Here is a 22,148-nt window from a genome sequence, read left to right on the forward strand (position 1 = left end):
CGGCTCAGAGGCGCAGGGCGCCGGGGCGGCCCTCCAGCCGGCCGAGCAGCTCGCCGAGGAGCGAGGCGAGGCCGTCCCGTTCCTGGCTGGCCAGGCCGGACAGGACGGCCCGTTCGTAGGCGAGCTGTTCCGGCAGGATGCCGTCGACGAGGTCGCGTCCGGCGTCGGTGAGGCGGACGTGGGCGACCCGGCGGTCGCGGGTGTCGCCGCGGCGCTCCACGAGGCCGCGCTCGGTGAGCTGCTTCAGGCGTTTGGTGACGGCGGCTCCCGAGGAGAACGTCTCGCGGCTCAGTTCGCTCGGGGTGAGTTCGTCCCCGGTCCGCCGCAGCGCCCCGAGCAGGTCGAACTCGGCCCGGCTGAGGCCCGCCCGGCGCAGGGGCGCGTCCTCGGCCTGCTGGAGGAGGGCGGCGCAGCGGTTGATCCGGCCGATGATCTCCATCGGCGCGGTGTCCAGGTCGGGATGGACCGCCTGCCACTGGCGGACCACGCCCGCGACGGTGTCGTCGCCCGGCCCGGTCCCCGTGGGGCGGGTCCGCTCGTGCGCCGCGTCCCCGGTCGCCGCGTCCCCGTGGGCCGGCCCTGCGTTCCTCGCCGTCATGGCCGTACGTCCTCCGTCGTCTCGCCCGTGCCCGCCGGGGCGTGTGGGCCCTGGCGTCGTATCGTCGCGGCGAGCGTACGGTGTGCGGACTGCTCGGTGAGCACGACCCGCTCCTGGGGCAGGGCGCGTTGCCACCACTCGCCGGACGCGGCGTCGGCGGTGGCGCGCAGATCGACCAGCGCGGCGGTCAGGCTGCGGCGGGCGGACTCCAGTGCGGCGGGCGCGGGCCGCTCCTCGGCGAGCAGGCGGGCGGCCCGTTCGCGGGCCCGGTCGACGGCGGCCAGGGCGTGCTCGATGCGATCACCCGCCCGGCGGTTGGTGACGGCGACGGCGGCCACGAAGCCGACCAGCGCGCCGACGACGGTGTCCACGGCCCGCTCGGTGATCAGCTCCCCCGGCTCGTGGTACCCGGCGAACTCGACGACGAGCAGCGCCAGCGGAGTCACGCAGATGCTGCCGAGCCAGTAGTTGCGGCCCATCAGCGCCTCGGCGCCGAAGTTGAAGGCCATGCAGAGCAGGACGAGGGCCAGGCCACTGATGTGCGCGAGCGGGGCGACGGCGGCGAAGACGAGGACGCCGACGAGGTTGCCGACGACGCGCTGGATGCCCCGCTTCCAGGTCAGGGTCATGTTGGCCTGGTACAGGGACGCGGCGGTGACCAGGGCCCAGTAGGGGCGCCCGACACCGAGCGCGAGGGAGGCGTAGCCGGCGAGGGCGCAGCCCAGCGCGGTGCGCACCACGATCGGGGTGAGCGGGCCGAGCAGGGTCCACCAGGGCCGGTGCGGGGCTGTGGTCTCGGCGTCCACGCCGAGCAGTTCGTCGGTGTCCGCCGCGGTCTCGCCGGCCTCGGGGATCGGACCGGTCCCGCACAGTTGGCGGGCCCAGGTGCGCAGCCGCTCGGGGTCCGCGTCGGCGGGCGCGGCGAGCGCGACCTCGGCGCGTACGACAAGCCGTTCCAGGGCGCGGCGGGGAGCGGTGCGGGCGCCGGTGGACAGCAGCGTCCGCCAGGCGGCGTGGACGGCGGCGGCCGCGGCGGCGCGGGTGCGGGCGTGGCCGTCGCCGGATTCACCGGTGGCGGCGTGGGCGGCGGCCGCGTTCAGCGCCTGCGCGGTGGCGCGGCGCTCCGGGCCGTGCGGGCGCAGCAGTCCGGGTGCCATGCCGACCAGCCAGGCCCAGGCCGCCGCGGCGAGGGCCAGCGCCAGGTGGGCGGGGACCTGGCCGAGGGTCTGCGGGGCGAACAGGGAGGCGGAGCTGATGAAGGTGAGGACGACGTTGCCGGGCGGTCCGATGCGGGTGGCGTCGCACAGCGCCTTCTGCACGGCGGCCATCAGGGCGCCGACGGTGACCAGGACGACCGGGTCGGTGGTGAGCGAGGCGGTGACGAGGGCGACGGCGAGGCCGCCGATCATGCCGAGGACCACCCAGGCCAGGGCGCGGGCCCGGGCGGCGTAGGGGCGGTTGTGCGCGTACAGGGCGCACAGCGAGCCCGCCATCGTGTACATGGCGAGGTCGAGCCGGCCGAGGACGAGCAGGGTGAGGGTCGGCAGGGCGACCGAGACGACGACGCTCAGGGCGGGCTTGAACCAGATGTCCGAGGGGCCGCCGAGCCGCAGCACGCCGGTCAGCGGAAGATGCCGGACGATCCGGTTCAGGGGGGAGGGGGGCACACTGCTCATATCGACAACCTTAGCAGGTGTTTTACCTGTAAAGCATTTTGTTCGGGTGATCCGCTGGACACCCATGACGTGCTGTGCCTCCCCGAACGCGCCCCGTATACCTCCTTGCGCTCGTGTGCGCACCGCGCGCGCCGGGCATCGCTTGACCGACCGGCCGTCCGGCGGCGGCCGCGGTCCGTCGAACGGGGAGGTGGGGGGTGCACGGATCGGTTTCGCCCGGCTGGCTGCTGGTCGCGCTGTGCGCGGCGACCGGGGCGTACTGCCTGCTGCGGATGCGCAGCAGCGTCGAGGAGCAGCGCCGCGCCGCGGGCGGTGAGGCGTTCATGGGCTTCGGCATGGCCGCCATGGCCGTCCCCGCGGTCGTGTTCACGCCACCGGCGTGGGCCTGGTCGGCCTACGGGGCACTCTTCGGCGCGACCGCGCTGCGCGCGCTGTGGCCGGCCCGGACCAGCCCGCACCATCGGCACCACCTGGTGGGCACGCTGGCCATGGTCTACATGTCCGTGGTGATGGCCGTCTCGCCCGGCTCCCACCACCACGGCGGGGCGGGAGTCCCACCGCTCACCGGCGCGCTGCTGCTGTACTTCACCGGATACGTCCTGCTGTCCGGCGCGCGACTGGTCCCCGCCGGGGCGGTGGCCGCCGTCGGCGCGCCCGGCGGCACGAGGTGGGGCGACCGGCCGGAACTGGCCCAGGCGTGCCGGCTGTCGATGGGGATCGCGATGGTGGCGATGCTGCTGACCATGTGATCGCGGCGCCGTGATCCACGGGGAGACGGGGCCGCGGCTGCCGCAGGTTGCAGTCGTCCTGAGCAGGGACGGCGGTACTGGCACCCCCGTCCCGTGGCCTGTGTCACTTTGCCGCGGAGCCGTGCGCGCCGGGCCGGGCGCCGCTCATAGGCTGACTCGCATGATGGTCCCCGCGGTCCTGCTGCTGCTCGGTGCCCTGACCGCCGTCGCCGCCCCTCGCCTGCTCGCCCGGGCCGACTGGCCGGACCGTGAACCGGTGCTCGCGCTGTGGGTGTGGCAGTGCGTGGTCGCCGCGGTCCTGCTGTGCTGCGCGCTGTCGATGACGCTCAGCGCGGCCGCCGCCTGGCAGGCGGTGCGCGGCCGGCTGTTCGCCCCGGTTCCGCGTTCGGTGGTGGAGGCCTACGCGCTCGGCACGGCGGGCGCCTGGGCGCCGACGACCGCGGTGGCGCTCGCGGGCGGCGGGGTGTGGACGGCGGCGATGCTGCTCCGCGAGGTGGTGCGGGCCCGGGCGCGCCGCAGGCTGCGACGCGCCGAACTCCTCGTGCGCGCGCCGCTGTTGCCCGGCGAGGAGCCCGGATCCGACCGGCTCGTGGTGCTGGAGGGCGAGCAGCCGGAGGCCTGGTGGCTGTCCGGCCCTTCGCCCCAACTGGTGATCAACACGGCCGCGTTGCGCCGGCTGAGCGGACGCCAGCTGGACGCCGTCCTCGCGCACGAGCAGGGCCACGCGCGGGCCCGGCACGACTGGCTGCTGCACTGCTCCGGCGCGCTCGCCGGCGGCTTTCCCCAGGTGCCGGTGTTCGCCGCGTTCCGCGACGAGATGCACCGCCTGGTCGAACTCTCCGCCGACGACATGGCCTCACGTCGGTTCGGCCGTCTCACGACCGCCCTCGCCCTGGTCCGACTCAACGAGCACCGTGGTGTGTTCGGCCCCCGTCCGGCCACCCAGGCGCACATCCCCCAGCGCGTGCACCGCCTCCTCACTCCCCCGAACCGCCTGCCGGCCGCCCGCCGACTGCGCCTGACGGCGGTCGCCTCTTTGGTGCCGGTGATTCCGGTCCTGGTGGCGGTGACGCCCGGCCTGCGGGCACTGGGCTAGGGACAGCCGCTGCGAGGCCCAGTGGCCGGGGCAACCGGAGTTGGGCATGATCGGCCCATGACTGCCGTGCTGTTCGACTTCTCCGGGACCCTCTTCCGCGTCGAGTCCTGCGACTCCTGGCTGAGAGCCGCCCTCGACGCGGCGGAACTCACCCTCGGAGAAGAGGAGTTGGCCCGTGCGGCACAAGCCCTGGAAGAGGCCGGGGCGCTGCCGGGCGGGGCGTCACCGCTGCGCGTGCCCGACGAGGCGGCCGGGCTGTGGAAGAACCGGGACCGCAGCGCCGAGGAGCACCGGGCCGCCTACACCGCCCTGTCCCACCAAGTACCGCTGCCCGAACCCGCCTTGCACGACGCCCTGTACGACCGGCACATGACACCGGCCGCCTGGTCCCCCTACCCGGACACGGCCGAGGTGCTCCGCACACTGCACGAGCGCGAAATCGGCGTGGGCGTCGTGAGCAACATCGGCTGGGACCTGCGCCCGGTGTTCCGCGCCCACGGCCTCGACGCGTACGTGGGCACCTATGTGCTGTCGTACGAGCACGGCGTCCAGAAGCCGGACCCGCGCCTGTTCGCCCTCGCCTGCGCGGCGCTCGACACCGACCCGAAGGACGTGCTGATGATCGGCGACGACCGCCGGGCGGACGGCGGCGCGGCAGCCCTGGGCTGCGGCGTGCACTTCGTGGACCACCTGCCGGTCACGCGGCGGCCGGACGCGCTGCTGCCCGTACTCGACCTGCTCCGCCCGACGGTCTGAGTCACTCGAACGGACTCAGCAACCAGTCCGTGCGCGGCCCCCGCGGCACCCCCTCGACGGAGCCTGGGACCAAAAGAAGCCGCCCGTCTCGGACGATCCCCCGTTTCGCCCGAGACGGACGGCAGCACGACGGACCCCTGCCCGGGGCCGGTCCGCTCGCGTTGAGTATAGTTGGCTGGCAGCCAGTCAACGCAGGAGTCACAGCATGTCCCCGCGCAGCGCCTCGGTCAATGAAGAGTTGCGCCGGCGTTCCCGGGAGCGGCTCCTCCAGGCGGCGGTCGAGCTGGTCGGCGAGCACGGGTACGACGCGACGACACTCGGCGCCATCACCGACCGCGCGGGTTCGGCACGCGGACTGGTCTCCTACTACTTCCCCGGCAAGCGTCAGCTCGTGCAGTCGGCCGTGCACCGGCTGATGCACCGCACGCTCCAGGAGGCGCTGGAGCGGGAACCGCACACCGAGGACGGCCGGGAGCGGCTGGCGCGGGCCATCGACGCGATCCTGGGTCTGGCCCGGGACCGGCCGGTGCTGATGCGCCAGCACATGGCGGGGATCCTGCACGAGGAGGGCTTCGTCCAGTGCCCCGAGCAGCAGCGCCTCTCCGAGCTGCTGCGGGACACCGTGGCCCGGCGCGGTTCGCGTGACGTCGACGCCGACTACCCGATGCTGCGCGCGCTGCTGATGGGCGCCGTCTACGCCGCGCTGGTGCCCGGGGCACCGATGCCGGTACCGGCACTACGGGCCGAGCTGTTCGAGCGCTACGGGCTCGACTGGGACCTGGGGACCCCGCCCGGGGCGCAGCCGCCCGGCGGGTCCTGCGACACGGACCTGTCCCGCTTCTTCGCGACCGGCCGGATCCCGGCGCCCCCGCAGGAGCGGTAGCCGGCGGTCCGCGTACGGTGCTGCGGGCCGCGACACGCGGGCGATCCCGCGCCGCCTCCCTCCCCCGGCGGGCCGCTTGGTGCCATGCTGGAGCCATCAGCGATCTCCTGTGATCCGCCTGTGTGCCCCCGGGGTAAGGAGTTCCGCCGTGCTGCGTGTCGCCGTCGTCGGCTCGGGGCCGAGCGGGTGCTACACCGCTCAGGGCCTGGTCCAGCAGGACCCCTCGGTGCGCGTCGACGTCCTCGACCGGCTGCCGTGCCCGTACGGGCTCGTGCGGTACGGCGTGGCGCCGGACCACGAGAAGATCAAGTCCCTGCAGAACAACCTGCGCACGGTCCTTGAGCACGAACGGGTCCGGTTCCTCGGCGGCGTCCAGGTCGGCGGTCCCGGCGGACTGTCCGTCGCACGGCTGCGCGAGCTGTACCACGCGGTGGTGTACTGCGTGGGCGCGGCCACCGACCGCCGTCTGCACATCCCGGGCGAGGACCTGCCGGGAAGCTGGTCGGCGACCGAGTTCGTCTCCTGGTACAGCGCCCACCCCGACTCCGTGGACAGCGGTTTCGTGCGGGGCGCGCGGTCGGCCGTGGTCGTCGGTGTGGGCAACGTCGCCGTGGACGTCACGCGCATCCTGGCGCGCGGCCCGGCCGAACTGAGCCCCACCGACATGCCCGACGGCGCGCTCACCGCGCTCGCCGCGAGCCGGGTCACCGAGATCCACATGGTGGGTCGGCGCGGCCCCTCGCAGGCCCGGTTCACGACCAAGGAGCTGCGCGAGCTGGGCGCGCTGCCGGACACCGACGTCGTCGTCGACCCGGAGGAGCTGGCGCTCGACCCGGCCTGCGCGGACCCGTCGGCGCTGCCCGCCGCCCAGCGCCGCAACGTCGAGGTCCTGCGCGGCTGGGCCGCCACGCCGCCGAGGGGCGGCACCCGCCGGATCCGGCTGCGTTTCTTCCTGCGCCCCGTGGAACTGCTCGCCGACGACGGCCGGGTGGGTGCGGTGAGGCTGGAGCGCACGGCACCGGACGGACACGGCGGCGTCACCGGGACAGGGCGGTACGAGGACATCGCGGCCCAGTTGGTGCTGCGCTCGGTGGGGTACCGCGGGGTGCCGCTGGACGGGCTGCCGTTCGACGCGGGCACCGGCACGGTGCCGCACCGGGACGGGCGCGTGCTGCGGGACGGCGCCGTCGCGCCGGGCGAGTACGTGGCCGGCTGGATCAAGCGGGGCCCCACGGGCGTCATCGGCACCAACCGGCCGTGCGCGAAGGAGACGGTCGCCTCGCTGCTCCAGGACGCGCCCGGACTCGTGGGCAGGCCGGTGCCGGACGACAGCTTCCCGGTGCTGCGGGCCGAGGGCGCCGAGCCCGTGCGATGGGAGGGCTGGCAGGCCATCGAGCGGGCCGAGGCGGTCCTCGGCGCCTCCCTCGGACGCAGCGTGGTCAAGCTGCCGGACTGGGAGTCCCTGCGGGCGGCGGCGGGCTCCGCGATCTCCTAGGTCCTGGGAGCCCGTCCGCGCCGTAACGCGTTCTTCTGCGCGGCGACCCGCGCCCCGCCGGTACGAGAAGACGGCGGGACCGGGCTTGGCACGCGCCCGCGGGAATCCATGAGCAGGCGTGGCCCCGTCCCCAACTCCGTAAGCAGACGCGGCCCGGTCCAGCATCAGTGAGCGGACGTGGGCCCCGGTCCCGCCAGGCGCCCTGGCGGGACCGGGGCCGCCGCCCTCATCCCCCGGCCGTCAGCTCCCGTACCACCGCGGGACCGCTCTCCGGCAGCAGCCGTACGACGGTCTCCTCCAGCCGGGGCAGGAACCGCTGGCCGGTCAGGGCCAGGGCGATCGCCGCGGCGACGCCGGTCCAGGCCACCGGGCCGAGCGGGGTGCAGCCCAGGACCCGACTGACGCCGGGCGTCTGGATCAGGGCGGCGAGGGCGAGCGCGGAGCCCACGGACGTCACCCGGACCAGCGTGCTGTCCCGGCGGTCGAGCAGGGTCTGGGCAAGCTGGGTGCCGACCACGCCGCACAGGGCCATGGTGCTGGAGCGGCGGGCGGTGCCGGGTGTCCAGCGGCCGATCATCCAGGCCGTCACCGCGCCCAGACAGGTGGTCAGGGCACGGTGGCGGATCTGCCGGATCAGCCCCTCGCCCAGGACGGAGCCCGCCGCGTCCTCCGGCGCCGCCGACCGTGCCTGCTCGGCGTCCTCCTTCGGGGTCACGGCCACGGCCATCGCCGGGAACAGGTCCGTGAACAGGTTCACCATGAGCATCTGCCGGGTGGACAGCGGCGCGGTGCCCGACAGCAGCGTGCCGAACAGGCCGAAGCCGATCTCGCCCGCATTGCCGCCGATCAGGATGGCGATGGCGTCGGCGACGCTGTGCCACAGGGCGCGGCCCTCGCCGATCGCGTCGATCAGGACCGTCAGGTCGTCGTCGGTCAGGACGATGTCGGCGGCGTTGCGCGCCGCCGCCGAGCCGCGGGCGCTGATGCCCACGCCGATGTCGGCGGCCCGGATCGCCGCGGCGTCGTTGGCTCCGTCGCCGACCATGCCGACCACCCGGCCGGCGTCCCGCAGCGCCTCGACGACCTGGAGCTTCTGCTCGGGCGCCACCCGGGCGACCACACCCGCGTCACGCAGCATCCGGGCGCGGGCCGACCTGTCCGCGGCGGCGAGTTCGTCCCCGGTGACCACGGTGGTGTCCTTGGGCCAGCCCAGTTCGGTGGCGATGGCCCGCGCGGTCTGCGGGTGGTCGCCGGTGAGCATGACCGGCCGTACACCCTCTTCGTACAGCCCGCTCACGAGTGTCATGGACGTGTCGCGCGGCACGTCCGACAGTGCCAGCAGACCGATGAACTCCAGCCCCTCAAGCATCCGTTCGAGCGCGTCCTCCTCGCTCTCGTGCTCGTCGAGCCGCCGCTGCGCCACGGCCAGCACCCGCAGTCCGTCGCCGGCCAGCGCGTGCGAGGTGTGGGTGGCGTGGGCGGGTAGGTCGGGGCAGGCCGGCAGCACCGTCTCGGGGGCGCCCTTGACCACGAGCAGACGGGGGCCGCCCGCGACCCGGCCGACGGCGGCCGCGTATCCGCGGGCGGCCTCGAAGCCGAGATCCTCCAGCTCGGCCCAGTCCGGGTCGGGACCGGCCGCGTCGAGGACGGCCTCGTCGGTGGCGTGCACCGGCCGGTCCGAGTCGCCGTTGAGACGCGGGCAGGCCCGCGCCGCGGACCGCAGGGTCAGCTCGGAGGCCTCGTCCCCCACCACGTGGACCTCGCCGTCGGCGTCGGACGCCCGCACCACGCGCAGCCGGTTCTCGGTGAGGGTGCCGGTCTTGTCGAAGCAGATGGTGTCCATCCGGCCCAGCGCCTCCAGCGTGCGCGGGGTGCGGACCAGGACGCCGTGGCGGCTGAGCCGCCGGGCCGCCGCCAGCTGGGCCACGGTGGCGACCAGGGGCAGGCCCTCCGGGACGGCGGCCACGGCGACGGCCACACCGCCGCTGACCGCCTCACGGACGGCGGTGCCGCGCAGCAGCGCGATACCGGTCAGCACGGCTCCGCCCGCCAGCGTCAGCGGCAGTGCCTTGCGGGTGAGCTCCTGGAGCCTGGCCTGCACGCCCGCAGACGGGGGCGTACGGGCGGCGAGGTGCACGGCGCGGGCGGCCTCGGTGGTGTCACCGGTGTCGACCACGACGGCCCGGGCCTCCCCGGCCACCACGGTCGTGCCCTCGAAGACCATGCAGCTGCGGTCCGCGACCGCGGCGTGCGGGGTCGGGGCGATCTGCTTCTCCACCGGGAGCGACTCCCCGGTCAGCGCGGACTCGTCGACCTCCAGGCCGTCCTCCCACAGCAGCCGGGCGTCGGCGGGCACCACCTCGTCACCCTTCAGCTCGATCACGTCGCCCGGCTTGAGCTTCCCGGCGTCGATGGTCACGGTGGAGCCGTCCGGGGCCGGGGAGTCCGGGGAGGCGACACGCGCCTTCCGCTTCTGCTCGGCGATCAGGCCGGACAGGGCACGCTCGGCGCGCAGCCGCTGGAATCCGCCGACCAGGGCGTTCAGGTCGAGCGCGCCGACCACGAGGAGGGCGTCCACCACGGAGCCGAGGATCGCCGAGGCCGCCGAGCCGACGGCCAGGACCGGGGTGAGGGGGTCCCGCAGTTCGCCCCGCACGGCCTCCCCCAGCTCGTACGTCCAGCGGACCGGGGCAAGGACCGGGTTCCGGACGATGCCGGTGACCGTCTTGCGGACCTGGGCGGCGGCCCACTGGTACGGGGTGCGCAGGGCGGCCGACTCGTGGGTCAGCCGCTCCTGGGCCTCGTCGGGGTCGAGTTCGTGCCAGTGCACGCGCGGCCGCGGGTGCGGGGCGTGCGCCGCCGCCACGGCGAAGGCGGCGCGTGTCCCGGACAACAGGGCGACGGCCGCGGCGGCGTCGACCGGCGCGTGCCGAAGCCCGGGCAGGAGGGCGCGGCGGCCGCGGCCGCTCTTAGACTCGCCGATGGCAACGAGCAGCCCGGACAGCGCGGCGCCGGACCGGGCCAGCGTCTGGGCGCGGTGGCCGGTCGACCGGGCCGCCGGGATGGCCGTCAGCACCCGCCATACGTCGGACAGTCCGTGCAGAGCGAGGATGTCAGCGCCCCACACGACGGCGGCGTCGCCGTCAACGAGGGCGACGGAGAGGTCGCTGCCGCGCAGTCCGGCCAGGACGTCGTGATCGTCGGCGGAGCGCATCCGGGCGACGGTGAGCACCGTGCCCTCCTCGCCGCGCAGCCCGTACACCACGTCGTCAAGCGGCCGCCGGGCGTCCACGACCTGGTCGGCAAGGCCGGTGAGGTCCTCCAGGGCGGGGTCGTCGACCAGGACCACCCGCAGGCGGGCCCGGCGTGCCGCGTCCAGGACCGGTTCGGCCCACGGGTCGGCTTCCCCGTCCTCGGTGCGCAGCGCGCTGGAGTGCAGGACGACGGTGCCGACCATCTCCAGCTGCCGCAGCCGCTCCGGCACGCGTACCAGCACGCCGGTCCGGGCGAGCAGGGTGCCGAGCACGGCGTGGAAGATCGCGGGTCCGTAGCGCGCGGCCTTGGGCGAACCGGCGAGCACCGCCTCGGCGGCCTCGGCCCCGTTGCGCTTGACCAGCATGGTCAGCGCCGCGCCCAGCACACTGCCGGCGGAGGCGTGGTTGGCGTACTCCTGGGCCGGTGTGACACGCAGCGGCGGGCGCGGGGTGTCGTCCGCGGCGACGCTGACGCGGCCGGGTGCGCACAGCTCGTCGTGCCGCGCGTCGAAGGCGGCCGTACGGGCCACCGTGTCGGCCAGTTGACCGGCGCGCAGCGCGCCGTCCAAGAGCAGCGAGGTGGGGGTCTGGCCGCTGCCGTGGGCGGCGGCGTTCGCGCAGGCGAGCAGGAAGTCCATGCGGGACCTGCCCAGCCGGGCGCTCAGTCCGGCGCGGAAGCTCGGGTTCTCCCTCAGTAGTGTCACCGCGGCGGTCACCATGCGCGGCGAGGGCGGCAGACGCAACGCGTACGAGGTCAGTGCGACGCCGATGCCCACCACGTCGGCGGCCAGCGTGGCCGCGGCCGCCCGCACTCCTGCCGGGTCCCCCGGATGTGTGATCTCCTCCGGATCGTCGCCGTCCAGGACGAGCCCGTGCTGGGCCGCGAGGCCGGCCGCATGCTCCACGACCGCGTCGGCGGCCTCCTCCTCCGTCACGGCGACGATCAGCCGTCCGAGGCCCTCGTCCCAGCAGGCGAAGAGCACGTCGGGCCGTTCGGCCAGTTTCCCGGCGATCTGCCGGGCCAGATGCCCCTTCCCGCCCGCGTGCAGCACCTTCTGCGGGTCCAGGGAGCGCAGCGACAGGTGCGCCCGGGTTCCGGACCGCCACTGGCGGTCCGTGCCGGGCAGGGCGTTGCGGGCGACACGCGCCACGCGCACGGCGGCGTCGGCGCCGCGTACGCCCGCCCGTGCCGTTCCGGCCACCGCGCCCGCGGCGGCCCCGACCGCCGGCGCGGCCGCCCGGGTGACCAGCCGGGCGGCGGCCGACGGGGTGGTCAGCAGTCCGAACACCATGACGCCCCCTCAGAGGGAGGTGCGGTCGGGCCGCGCCGTCGGGCCGAGGGGTCCGGTGGCCGCCGACTGCCCCTTCGAGGACTTGCCTCGGCCGGCCCCGGACTTCTTGGCCTTGCCCGGCCCGTCGGGCCCGGTGTCCGTGTCCATGTCCGTGTCGGGCGCGGGCGCCTGCTTCCCGGGGCCGGCGTCCCGCGCGGCCTCCTGGGCAGCCCTGCCGTGCTTCTTCCCGGACTTGCGGGCCGAGGTGGCTGTGGCCGGCGGCCGCTCCGCTGTCTGTGGCTGCGTCTCTGTCCGTGTCTGTTCCTCGCCGCCCGTAGGCCGTTCGGGGCGGGGCTGGGTGAGCCACGCCACGGCCGCGCCGGTGAGCGCCACCGGCCACTCCACCACTCCGGCGACACCGAGCACCCCGGCCCCCGTGTACACCGCGAGCCGCCGCCCGCGGGGCGAGACGGCGCCGACCTTGTCCAGCGCCCCCTGCGCGGCCCGGCCCACCGTCCCGGCGCCGGGCACCCTCCGCAGCACCGAGGCCGCACCGTGCAGCGGCGCCGCAAGGGCGGACGACGACTTCTGCTCAGCCATGACTCTCCTCGCCTGGGATGAGATCGACTCCTCGTGGCCACCGGGTGCCCACAGCCGTGCTGGTCACCCCGCCCCTCCCAGAGAACGTCACGGCCCGCTTCCGCGCCACCGGGCTCAGCCTGCCGCCACGGGCCCGTTTCAGCCCGCGGCGGCAGGCGGCATCCCACGCTCGGCAGGGGCGGGGGTGCAGGCCTGCGCCCGCGGCGGATCCGGCGCATCAGCTCCCGGAAACGGCACTGTCACGGCTCGTGCGCCACTGCCGTGACAGGCGCACCCGCAGCGCGGAACACCCCGCCGAAACGCTCGCAGCCGCGCCGCCCGAACGGCCGATGCCCGGCAGTCCGGCAGCCCGGCGGCGGAGCCGTCCCGCTGCGGCTGAGGCAGCGACGCACGCCCTCGGGAGCGGAACGGCCCTGTCGAGGCCGCCAGGCACCCGCCACCCAGGCCGGCGGTCCGACGGCCCGGAGGTTGAGCCCCCTGCTGCTCCGTCAGCAGGATTTGCGCACCGGGAGCGGGACAGCACCGGAGAGTCCGCCAGGCACCCGCCCCACGGGCCGACCGCCCGGCAGCCCGTGGGGCGGAGCCGTCAGTGGCGGAACAGGGTCGCGGGCACCGCCCCGGCGAGAGCCCCGTAGCCCTGCGGGTTGAGGTGCAGCGAGTCACCGGCGTGCAGATCGGGCCGCAGCCGGTTCGGCCGCGCGGGGTCGCGGACCGCGCGGTCGAAGTCGATCAGCGCGTCGAAGTGCCCGCTCGCCCGGATCCAGGCGTTGACCGACTGGCGGGACTTCTCCCGCAGACCGGCCGGGTCGTCGTAGGGGTCGTTGCCGCCGAACGGCAGCAGGGTGGCGCCGTAGACGCGGATGCCCTGGGCGTGGGCGCGCACCACGATCTGCTGGTACGCGGCGATCAGGTCCTCGGTGACCTGGCGCTGGGCGGCCGGGGTGGCGTCGGCGGTGCCGATGTCGTTGACGCCCTCGAAGACGATGAGCCAGGCGACGCCGCTGGTGGACAGGATGTCGCGGTCCAGGCGGGCGAGGACGTTGGGGCCGAGGCCGTCGTTCAGGACGCGGTTGCCCCCGGCGGCCTGGTTCAGGACGGCGAGGTCCGCGGTGGCGGGGCGGGAGCGGAGCCGGTCGTAGAGCTGGTCGGGCCAGCGGTCATTGGCGTTGGTGGTGGAGCCGCGCCCGTCGGTGAGCGAGTCGCCGAGTATCGCCACGGCCTCGGTCGCGGCCTTGGCCTCCACCTCGACGCCGCTGATCAGGTACCAGTGGTCGGCCGGGGTCGCCCCGGACAGATCCGCGTCCCGGGTGTGGTCGCCGTGGACGAAGTACGACGTCGTGCGCGAGCCCGGGTGCGAGGTGAGGGCGAGGGAGGGCTGGCCCTCGGTCAGGTAGGTGGTCACGGTGAGGTCGGACGCTGCGCGCAGGTCGAGGTCCAGCGGGTCGGAGACGGCCTGCGCCCCGACGGGCACGGTCGTGGAGGCCCGGCCGGAGAACGTCACCTTCCGGGTCGTACGCGGCTCGACGGCGCTGACACCGGCCGCGCCGTCGCGCGGCAGCGCCACCGTCACGGCGGTCAGGGGCAGCGGAGTGTCGCTGAAGGCGTTGGAGAAGCGCAGCCGGACGCGGTGGCCGCCGGTGGAGACGTGCAGCGTCTGCCGCACGGTGGTGTCGACGAGGACGGCGCGGTCGCCGGTGAAGGGCGCGGGTGGCAGGTTGCCGGGCTCGGTGAGCTGCGGCATCGCCGTCCAGGTGTTCACCCAGTGCCGTGCGGTCGCGGCCTGCGGCCGGCCGGAGGCCGTCACCCGGTCCGGACGGTGCACCAGGGCGGTGACGGCCGAGACGGTGAGGACGAGGGCCAGCACCAGGACGCACATGCCGATCAGGTCGGCGTGGCGCGTACTTGGGCGGCGGGAAGTTCCGGGCGGTGTCACGTGCGTCCTCCGTTGGATGTGCGGGGGTGCGAGCGGACGGGGTACCCATGGCGGCCCAAGGCGCGCGGAACCGCCCGCGGCGGGACTGCCGCTGGTGCATGGTGGCATGAACACGGCCGCCGTGGAAGCGCTCCCACACCTCGCGTCGACCCGCTCCACCCTCCGCGCGCGAGTGGCCGGATGTGACCTGCGCGAGGCGTTGACTAGAAAGCGCTTGCACTCTACGTTCCGTTCAACAACGTGACCGGAGAGCGCTACTACAGGCTCCACGGGCCACGTTGACGCGCAAATCGTTCAAGATGCTGCACGACATTCACGTATACGACCTGACGCACCCTCGTATACGCCCCCCACCCAGTCCTTCGAAGGGACAGCATCCGTATGCGTACTCGCCCCTCACGTCCCCGCGCGCCCAGGACGGCGCTGGCCGCCGCTGTCGCCGCGACCGCCACCCTCGCGGTACTCGCCCTGCCGCAGCAGGCCGTGGCCGCCGAGAGCTCACCGGTCGGTTTCGGCGCCGGCACGAGCGGCGGCGGCAGCGCCTCGGCGGTGACCGTCTCGACGCTCAGCGCCTTCAAGTCGGCCGTGACCGGCAACACCGCCAAGGTGATCAAGGTGAGCGGCCTGATCTCACTGAGCGGTCAGGTCGACGTCGGGTCCAACACCACGGTGTTGGGCGTCGGTTCGTCGTCCGGGTTCACCGGCGGCGGGCTGCGGCTGAAGAACGTCAGCAACGTCGTCGTCCGCAACCTCCAGATCAGCAAGGCCGTCGGGACGGACGCCATCACCGTCCAGGGCTCGACCAAGGTGTGGATCGACCACAACTCCCTGTCCTCCGACCGCGATCACGGCAAGGACTACTACGACGGCCTGCTCGACATCACGCACGCCTCGGACAACGTCACGGTGTCCTGGAACACCTTCAAGGACCACTACAAGGGCTCGCTGGTCGGCCACAGCGACAGCAACGCGAGCGAGGACACCGGGCACCTGCGGGTGACGTACCACCACAACTGGTTCAACAACGTCAACTCCCGCATCCCGAGCCTGCGTTTCGGCACGGGGCACTTCTACGACAACTACGTCGTGGGCGCAGAGACCGCCGTGCACTCGCGCATGGGCGCCCAGATGCTGGTCGAGAACAACGTCTTCCGCAGCACGTCGGTCGCCGTCACCACCAACCGGGACAGCAAGCAGGACGGTTACGCCAACCTGCGGGGCAACGACCTCGGCGGCGCCACGACCGAGGTGTCGCAGACCGGCACCTTCACCAGCCCGCCGTACAGCTACTCGGCGGAGGCTGCGTCCAGCGTCACCTCCTCGGTGACGGCGGGCGCGGGCACCGGGAAGATCTGACCGCCGCACGGCCATCATCCGACCGCACGGAAGGAACACGGACATGACACCCGCAACACGACCGCGCCCGCGACGGCACGCGCTGACCGGCGGCCTGGCCGCACTCGGCCTCTCGATTGCCATGCTCATGACGCAAGGGGCGCCGTCAGCGAGCGCCGCCACCTGGCCCACCGCCAACGGCAGCCAGGCGGTGACCTCCACCATCTCGGTGTCCGGCACCAAGGACTACGGCATGACGCGCCTGTACGGCAGCGGCGCGCTGGGCACCAGCGACCAGTCGGAGAGCCAGAAGCCGATCCTGGAACTGGCCGCCGGCGCCGTCCTGAAGAACGTCATCATCGGCGCCCCCGCCGCCGACGGCATCCACTGCCTGGGCAGTTGCACGCTGCAGAACGTCTGGTGGGAGGACGTCGGCGAGGACGCCGCGACGTTCCTCGGCTCCTCGTCCTCCAACGTCTACACCGTCTCCGGCGGCGGCGCGAAGGAGGCCACCGACAAGGTCTTCCAGTTCAACGGCGCCGGCACGCTGAACGTGTCGAACTTCGCGGTGCAGAACTTCGGCACCTTCGTGCGCAGTTGCGGCAACTGCAAGACGCAGTACAAGCGGACCATCAACCTCAACACGATCGAGGCCGCCTACAAGGGCGGCCGGATCGCCGGCATCAACACCAACTACGGGGACAGCGTCTCCCTGAAGAAGATCACCATCGTCGGGGACTCCAGCAAGAAGATCATCCCCTGCCAGAAGTACACGGGGAACAACACGGGCGCCGAGCCGACCAAGGGCGGCACGGACGCCGACGGCACGTACTGCAAGTACACGGCGTCCGACATCACTTACAAGTGATCCCGACGCGGTGAGGGGCGGTTGTGCGCGGTGGGCCCGGGGCCCCGCGCACGACCGCCGCCGCGCACGACCGCCGCCTCGCGTTCACCGCCGCGCTTTCACCGCCCCGCGTGTCCGAGCATCTCCTCGGTCAACTCCCGTCGGCAGTCGGTGTAGACGGTGCGCAGCTCCGGGCCCGGCCAGCGCGCGGGCAGCAGGGGCGCGGGCAGCACGGGGTCGGCCAGCAGGTGCCGTACGACGGCCGCGAGGGCGGTGAAGCGTTCGGCGGGCCGGTCCGTGCGCGCGACGAGGGCGAGCAGCGCGCGAGCCGTCGCCGCCCAGTCGTCGACCGGCCACAGGCGCGCGGCCAGTTCGGCGGGTGACTCCTCGGGCCGGGCGGTGAAACGCCTTACGGCCGTGGACAGTTCGCCTGGCCAGGGGCGGAGCAGGTTGGTGGGCCGCAGCCAGACGCCCTCGCGGAGTTCGGCGAGCCGGAGAGCGGTCAACCGGGCGCGCAGTTCGGCGCGTTCCGCGGGCTCGCGGCCGGTCGCCGTCACGACGACCATCTCCCACTCCCCGTCCCAGGGGCGCGTCTCGGGGTGCACGGCCGCGTCCTGGCGCCGCTGGCGTTCCAGCAGCCGTTCGCTGAGGCCGTGGACGGTGTCGGAGCGTCGCAGGTCTCCGGCGGCGACCATCCGGCTCAGGGCGGCGCGCAGGGTGGATCCGCCGATCCCGAAGGGTTCGACCGCCCGCACGAGGTCCTTCACCGGCAGTTCGGGCGGGTGCGTGCCGAGGAGCAGGCTCAGGACGACCGACCGCGCGGACAGCGGGCGCAGCCCGGCCCCGGCGGGCTCCTGGGAGGCGTTCATGGTCACGTACTGTACGGACCCCCGGCATATTGCACTCTTGCTGCGGCCGCAGTCAGAGTGCAACATGAAGACATGGCCTCGACAGTCGCGCAGGAGCAGCAGGAGCAGGAACGGCAGGCACGGCGGCCTGTACAGGAACGGCAGGCGCGGCCGGACGGAGGGACGCCGTCCGAACCTCTGCCCCTGCCGCTCGGGCAGGGCGCCACGCACGCCGTCACCAACCAGGCGCCTCCCCTGGCGCCCTACGACGCGTCCGACGACGTGGCACTGCTGGAGGGCCTGCGCCGGGAGGGCGCGGGGTGGGCCGAGGCGGACCTGCGACGGCTCGGGACCCTGGCCGGGAGCGACGAGGCGCAGGACTGGGCCGAGCGGGCCAACCGGCACGAGCCCGTACTGCGCACCCACGACCGTTACGGCAACCGGGTCGACGAGGTCGACTTCCACCCCGCCTGGCACCACCTGATGCGGACGGCGGTCGCCGAGGGCCTGGCCGGCGCGCCCTGGGCGGACGACCGGCCCGGCGCGCATGTGGCCCGCAGCGCCGGTGGCCTGGTGTGGGGGCACACGGACGCCGGTCATGGCTGTCCGACGTCGATGACGTACGCCGCCGTCCCCGCCCTGCGCGCCCAGCCGGAGCTGGCAGCCGTGTACGAGCCGCTGCTGACCGCGCGGGTGTACGAGCCCGGGCTGCGGGTGCCGACCGGGAAGCAGGGCCTGCTGGCGGGCATGGGGATGACCGAGAAGCAGGGCGGCTCGGACGTACGGACGAACACCACGGCGGCCACGCCGACCGCCGAGCCCGGGGTGTACACCCTGCGCGGGCACAAGTGGTTCACGTCGGCGCCCATGTGCGACGTCTTCCTGGTGCTCGCCCAGGCTCCCGGCGGACTGTCCTGCTTCCTGGTGCCGCGCGTGCTGCCCGACGGCAGCCGCAACACCTTCCGCATCCAGCGGCTCAAGGACAAGCTGGGCAACCGGTCCAACGCCTCCTCCGAGCCGGAGTTCGACGGCACGGTGGCCTGGCTGGTCGGGCCGGAGGGCCGGGGCGTCAAGACCATCATCGAGATGGTCAACTGCACGCGTCTGGACTGCGTGATGATGTCGGCGGCGCTCATGCGCAAGACCCTGGTCGAGGCGGGCCACCATGTCCGGCACCGCGGCGCCTTCGGCGCGCTGCTCATCGACCAGCCGCTCATGCGGAACGTGCTGGCCGACCTGGCGCTGGAGTCGGAGGCGGCGACGACGCTCACGCTGCGGCTGGCCGGTGCCGCCGACCGGACGGTGGGCGCGGGCGGCGGGGGCGGCGAGGCCGCGTTCCGGAGGATCGCGACCGCGGTCGGCAAGTATTGGGTCACCAAGCGCGGGCCCGCCTTCACCGCGGAGGCCCTGGAGTGCCTGGGCGGCAACGGCTACGTCGAGGAGTCCGGGATGCCCCGGCACTACCGGGAGGCGCCGCTGCTGTCGATCTGGGAGGGCTCGGGCAACGTCAACGCCCTGGACGTCCTGCGGGCGCTCGGCCGGGAGCCCGGCACCGCGGAGGCGCTGTTCGCCGAACTCGGCCTGGCCCGGGGCGCCGACGCCCGCCTGGACGCGGCCGTGGTCCGGCTCAGGGCCGGTCTGGGCGAGGCGTCCCCGGCCGGCGCCCGCCGCCTGGTCGAGCTGATGGCCCTGACCTTGCAGGCGTCCCTGCTCGTCCGGCACGCCCCGCCCGCCGTCGCCGACGCCTTCTGCGCGACCCGCCTGGGCGGCGACTGGGGCCACTCCTTCGGCACCCTGCCGGACAGCGCGGACGTCGACGCCATTCTGGAACGGGCGCTTCCGGGGTAGGTGGCAATGGCGGCGTGCGGGCTCCGGTCGCGGTGTCCCGGGTACCGGGCCCTGCTCCTTCTGGCCCCGCGGCACCATCCGGCGAGGGCGGTCACCCGACGTTGCGGCTCCACAGGGGGCCGAAGCGGGCCCACTCGGTGTCCCACTGGGCCAGGCGGCGGCGTTCCAGTCCGGCGCGCACGACGTGGCCGGCGACGAGGGGGACGGACGCGGCGCCCAGTCCCACCAGGATGCCTGCCATCACGGCCCGCGCGCGGGCCTGGGCGGGCGTGGCCGGCTCGGTCACCAGCCGGCCCCGGGCGTCGGTCCACACGGTGACCGGCGTGCCGACGGCGCTGCCGGGCCTCACCCGGGCCCAGCCGGTGCGCTCGGTGCCGTCCGGGGCGGTCCAGCGCACCTTTCCCCACACGTTCAGTTTCGTGCCGGTACTCTCGCCGGTCCCGGGGGACGTGCCGGGCGCCCGCTCGGTGACCCGCGCGACCGTGGACGTCCGCGCGAGGGGTTCCAGGGCCGTGGCCTGCTCCGCGCCCCGGGCCGCCGTCCATCCGGCGAGCACCCCGGCCAGAAGGCCGAGCACCCAGGTGCCGAGCACGACCCAGGCCTCCACCGTGTCGGCTCGGCGTTTGAGCGGATTGCTGCGCCACCGCCACAGCCGCACCTTCGGACCACGGAACGCCATCGACGGCATCCTCCTCACGAGCACACGGACCTGCCGGACCGCCCTCCCATACGGCGGAGGGCGGTCCGATGCTCACGCCGAGTTCCCCGACCCGGCCCTCCCATGGGTGCCGCGGCCCGGCCGTCCCCGGCTGCCGCGGTGGGCGGGGCCGGTCCCCGTATCCCAGCCATGCCGCTGTGACCTGCGACGACGCGGATGCGGAGAGGACTGTCAGTGGTCGGGTGCAGACTGGCCGGTGTCCAGGACAAAGAGGTCCGGACGACGACCTCGCGGAGGTGATCGGCATGACCGAGGTACTGCTCGCCGTGGGCACGCGCAAGGGCCTGTTCATCGGGCGGCGGCGGGACGGCGTCTGGGAGTTCGACGAGAGTCCCCACTTCAACGCGCAGGCGGTCTACTCGGTCGCCATCGACGTCCGCGGCCCCGTCCCGCGGCTGCTGGCCGGCGGGGACAGCGCCCACTGGGGGCCGTCGGTGTTCCACTCCGACGACCTCGGCCGCACCTGGACCGAGCCGGCCCGCCCCGCCGTGCGGTTCCCCAAGGACACCGGTGCCTCCCTGGAGCGGGTGTGGCAGCTGCACCCGGCCGCCGCCGAGCCCGACGTGGTCTACGCGGGCACGGAACCGGCGGCGCTGTACCGCTCCGAGGACCGCGGCGAGAGCTTCGAGCTGGTCCGGCCGCTGTGGGAGCACCCCACTCGGTCGAAGTGGGTACCGGGCGGCGGAGGTGAGGGCCTGCACACCGTGCTGACCGACCGGCGCGATCCGCGGGCGGTCACGGTCGCCGTGTCGACCGCCGGGGTGTTCCGCACGGCCGACGGCGGAGCGAGCTGGGCGCCGTCCAACTCCGGGGTGTCCGCCGTGTTCCTGCCGGATCCGAACCCGGAGTTCGGCCAGTGCGTGCACAAGGTCACGCAGGACGCGGAGAACCTCGACCGGCTCTACCTGCAGAACCACTGGGGCGTGTACCGCAGCGACGACAAGGGCGCGCACTGGACGGACATCGGCGAGGGCCTGCCGTCGACGTTCGGCTTCACCGCGGCCGCCCACCCGCACCGCGGCGGCACCGCGTACGTCTTCCCCATCAACGCGGACGCGGACCGGGTGCCCGCCGGCCGCCGCTGCCGTGTGTTCCGCACCGCGGACGCGGGCCGGAGCTGGGAGCCGCTCTCGGCGGGCCTGCCGTCCGAGGACCATTACGGCACGGTGCTGCGCGACGCGCTGTGCACCGACGACGCGGATCCGGCCGGCGTCTACTTCGGCAATCGCAACGGCGAGGTGTACGCGTCGGCGGACGACGGCGACAGCTGGCGGCAACTGACCTCGCATCTGCCCGACGTGCTCTGCGTGCGGGCGGCGGTCATCGGTTGAGGGGGTGCCCGTGAGCCTGCCTCTGGTGTCGGTGCCGTCGCGTGTGGTCGAAGTCCAGGGCCGAGCGACGCACGACGGGGCCGTCGGCAGGATCAAATTCCTTGCCGGCGGCCGTCGTTGTGCCTAGGGCAACCGCCAGTCCACGGGCTCGGCCCCCTGCCGCTGAAGGAGGTCGTTGGCCCGGCTGAACGGGCGTGAGCCGAAGAAGCCCCGGTCCGCGGACATCGGCGAGGGGTGCGCCGACTCGATCGCCGGATACTCGCCGAGCAGCGGACGCAGATTGCGCGCGTCCCGCCCCCACAGGATCGACACCAGCGGCCGCTCCCGCGCGACGAGGGCGCGGATGGCCTGCTCGGTGACCTCCTCCCAGCCCTTGCCCCGGTGCGCGCCCGGCTTGCGCGGGGCGGTGGTGAGCGCCCTGTTGAGCAGCAGTACGCCCTGCCGGGTCCACGGGGTCAGATCACCGTTGGAGGGCCTGGGCAGGCCGAGGTCCGAGTTCAGCTCCCGGTAGATGTTCTCCAGACTGCCCGGCAGCGACCGCACCTCCGGCGAGACCGCGAAGCTCAGGCCGATCGCCATTCCCGGCGTGGGATAGGGATCCTGACCGACGATCAGGACCCTTACGTCGTCGAAGGGTTGCTGGAACGCCCGCAGGACGTTCGCTCCCGCCGGGAGATATGTCCGGCCGGCCGCGACTTCGGCGCGCAGGAAGTCACCCATGCCCGCGATACGTCCGGCCACCGGTTCCAGGGCCTTCGCCCAGCCGGCCTCTACTAGTTCATGCAACGGTCGTGGTGCCACGCCGTGTCACTCTAGCGGCCCACACCGACAACGCCTGCCCGCGGACCTTGCCCTGCGGGCGTCCGCGGGCGCTAGTGTTCCTCCCCACCAAGTCCATCGAGCCGGCCCG

17 protein-coding genes are annotated in these 22,148 nt (G+C 74.1%); 9 read left to right on the forward strand and 8 right to left on the reverse strand.

What is annotated here, in order from left to right; all coding sequences use genetic code 11:
• Positions 1-4: 4 nt before the first annotated feature.
• Both ACIP4X_RS12800 and ACIP4X_RS12805 read right to left on the reverse strand, forming a co-directional pair.
• The gene (locus ACIP4X_RS12800; protein WP_358732822.1) at positions 5-598 is read right to left on the reverse strand and encodes a MarR family transcriptional regulator; all 594 of its coding nucleotides are present in this window, start codon (positions 596-598) and stop codon (positions 5-7) included.
• Positions 595-2,274: an FUSC family protein gene (locus tag ACIP4X_RS12805; RefSeq protein WP_358732820.1), complete on the reverse strand. Its 1,680-nt coding sequence runs from the start codon at positions 2,272-2,274 to the stop codon at positions 595-597. The genes ACIP4X_RS12800 and ACIP4X_RS12805 overlap by 4 nt, the downstream gene beginning before the upstream one ends.
• Before the next feature lie 197 nt (positions 2,275-2,471).
• Here ACIP4X_RS12805 and ACIP4X_RS12810 point away from each other — a divergent pair, with 197 nt between their 5' ends.
• From ACIP4X_RS12810 to ACIP4X_RS12830, 5 genes are all read left to right on the forward strand, one after another.
• Complete coding sequence (locus ACIP4X_RS12810; protein ID WP_358732819.1) at positions 2,472-3,023, forward strand: DUF5134 domain-containing protein; 552 nt, start codon at positions 2,472-2,474, stop codon at positions 3,021-3,023.
• Positions 3,024-3,183: 160 nt separating this feature from the next.
• A complete protein-coding gene (locus tag ACIP4X_RS12815) occupies positions 3,184-4,119 on the forward strand; it encodes a M56 family metallopeptidase (RefSeq protein WP_358732817.1) in 936 nt (311 codons plus the stop codon).
• Between the two features lie 57 nt (positions 4,120-4,176).
• A complete protein-coding gene (locus ACIP4X_RS12820; RefSeq protein WP_358732815.1) occupies positions 4,177-4,875 on the forward strand; it encodes an HAD-IA family hydrolase in 699 nt (232 codons plus the stop codon).
• Positions 4,876-5,080: 205 nt separating this feature from the next.
• Positions 5,081-5,758: a helix-turn-helix domain-containing protein gene (locus tag ACIP4X_RS12825; protein WP_358732813.1), complete on the forward strand. Its 678-nt coding sequence runs from the start codon at positions 5,081-5,083 to the stop codon at positions 5,756-5,758.
• A gap of 148 nt (positions 5,759-5,906) precedes the next feature.
• Entirely contained in the window at positions 5,907-7,253 is a 1,347-nt protein-coding gene (locus tag ACIP4X_RS12830) for an FAD-dependent oxidoreductase (protein WP_358732811.1), read from the forward strand.
• Between the two features lie 226 nt (positions 7,254-7,479).
• Here the strand turns inward: ACIP4X_RS12830 and ACIP4X_RS12835 are convergent, their stop codons facing one another.
• The 3 genes from ACIP4X_RS12835 to ACIP4X_RS12845 form a co-directional block, all read right to left on the reverse strand.
• Positions 7,480-11,799, reverse strand: a complete 4,320-nt coding sequence (locus ACIP4X_RS12835) for a cation-translocating P-type ATPase (protein ID WP_358732809.1) — start codon at positions 11,797-11,799, stop codon at positions 7,480-7,482.
• A gap of 9 nt (positions 11,800-11,808) precedes the next feature.
• On the reverse strand, positions 11,809-12,378 hold the full coding sequence (locus ACIP4X_RS12840) for a hypothetical protein (protein WP_358732807.1): 570 nt from the start codon (positions 12,376-12,378) through the stop codon (positions 11,809-11,811).
• A gap of 586 nt (positions 12,379-12,964) precedes the next feature.
• A complete protein-coding gene (locus ACIP4X_RS12845) occupies positions 12,965-14,254 on the reverse strand; it encodes an SGNH/GDSL hydrolase family protein (protein ID WP_358733038.1) in 1,290 nt (429 codons plus the stop codon).
• A 438-nt stretch (positions 14,255-14,692) separates the two neighbouring features.
• On the opposite strand from ACIP4X_RS12845, the gene ACIP4X_RS12850 reads away from it, so the two are divergent.
• Positions 14,693-15,667, forward strand: coding sequence for a polysaccharide lyase family 1 protein (locus tag ACIP4X_RS12850; RefSeq protein WP_358732805.1), 975 nt, complete (start codon positions 14,693-14,695; stop codon positions 15,665-15,667).
• A 43-nt stretch (positions 15,668-15,710) separates the two neighbouring features.
• Positions 15,711-16,514, forward strand: a complete 804-nt coding sequence (locus ACIP4X_RS12855; protein ID WP_358732803.1) for a pectate lyase — start codon at positions 15,711-15,713, stop codon at positions 16,512-16,514.
• Between the two features lie 98 nt (positions 16,515-16,612).
• On the opposite strand, the gene ACIP4X_RS12860 is transcribed toward ACIP4X_RS12855, so the two are convergent.
• Positions 16,613-17,362: a PaaX family transcriptional regulator C-terminal domain-containing protein gene (locus tag ACIP4X_RS12860; protein ID WP_358732802.1), complete on the reverse strand. Its 750-nt coding sequence runs from the start codon at positions 17,360-17,362 to the stop codon at positions 16,613-16,615.
• A 72-nt stretch (positions 17,363-17,434) separates the two neighbouring features.
• Here ACIP4X_RS12860 and ACIP4X_RS12865 point away from each other — a divergent pair, with 72 nt between their 5' ends.
• Complete coding sequence (locus tag ACIP4X_RS12865; protein ID WP_358732800.1) at positions 17,435-19,189, forward strand: acyl-CoA dehydrogenase family protein; 1,755 nt, start codon at positions 17,435-17,437, stop codon at positions 19,187-19,189.
• Positions 19,190-19,280: 91 nt separating this feature from the next.
• On the opposite strand, the gene ACIP4X_RS12870 is transcribed toward ACIP4X_RS12865, so the two are convergent.
• Positions 19,281-19,868 (reverse strand): hypothetical protein, encoded by a 588-nt coding sequence (locus tag ACIP4X_RS12870; RefSeq protein ID WP_358732798.1) that lies wholly within the window; start codon positions 19,866-19,868, stop codon positions 19,281-19,283.
• Positions 19,869-20,152: 284 nt separating this feature from the next.
• Here ACIP4X_RS12870 and ACIP4X_RS12875 point away from each other — a divergent pair, with 284 nt between their 5' ends.
• Entirely contained in the window at positions 20,153-21,238 is a 1,086-nt protein-coding gene (locus ACIP4X_RS12875) for a WD40/YVTN/BNR-like repeat-containing protein (RefSeq protein WP_391454797.1), read from the forward strand.
• Between the two features lie 123 nt (positions 21,239-21,361).
• Here ACIP4X_RS12875 and ACIP4X_RS12880 read toward each other — a convergent pair whose 3' ends face one another.
• Positions 21,362-22,039, reverse strand: a complete 678-nt coding sequence (locus ACIP4X_RS12880; protein ID WP_358732794.1) for a uracil-DNA glycosylase — start codon at positions 22,037-22,039, stop codon at positions 21,362-21,364.
• Positions 22,040-22,148: the final 109 nt, after the last annotated feature.

Origin of the sequence: Streptomyces sp. NPDC088817, from assembly GCF_044750345.1 — a bacterium.
Lineage (GTDB): Bacteria > Actinomycetota > Actinomycetes > Streptomycetales > Streptomycetaceae > Streptomyces.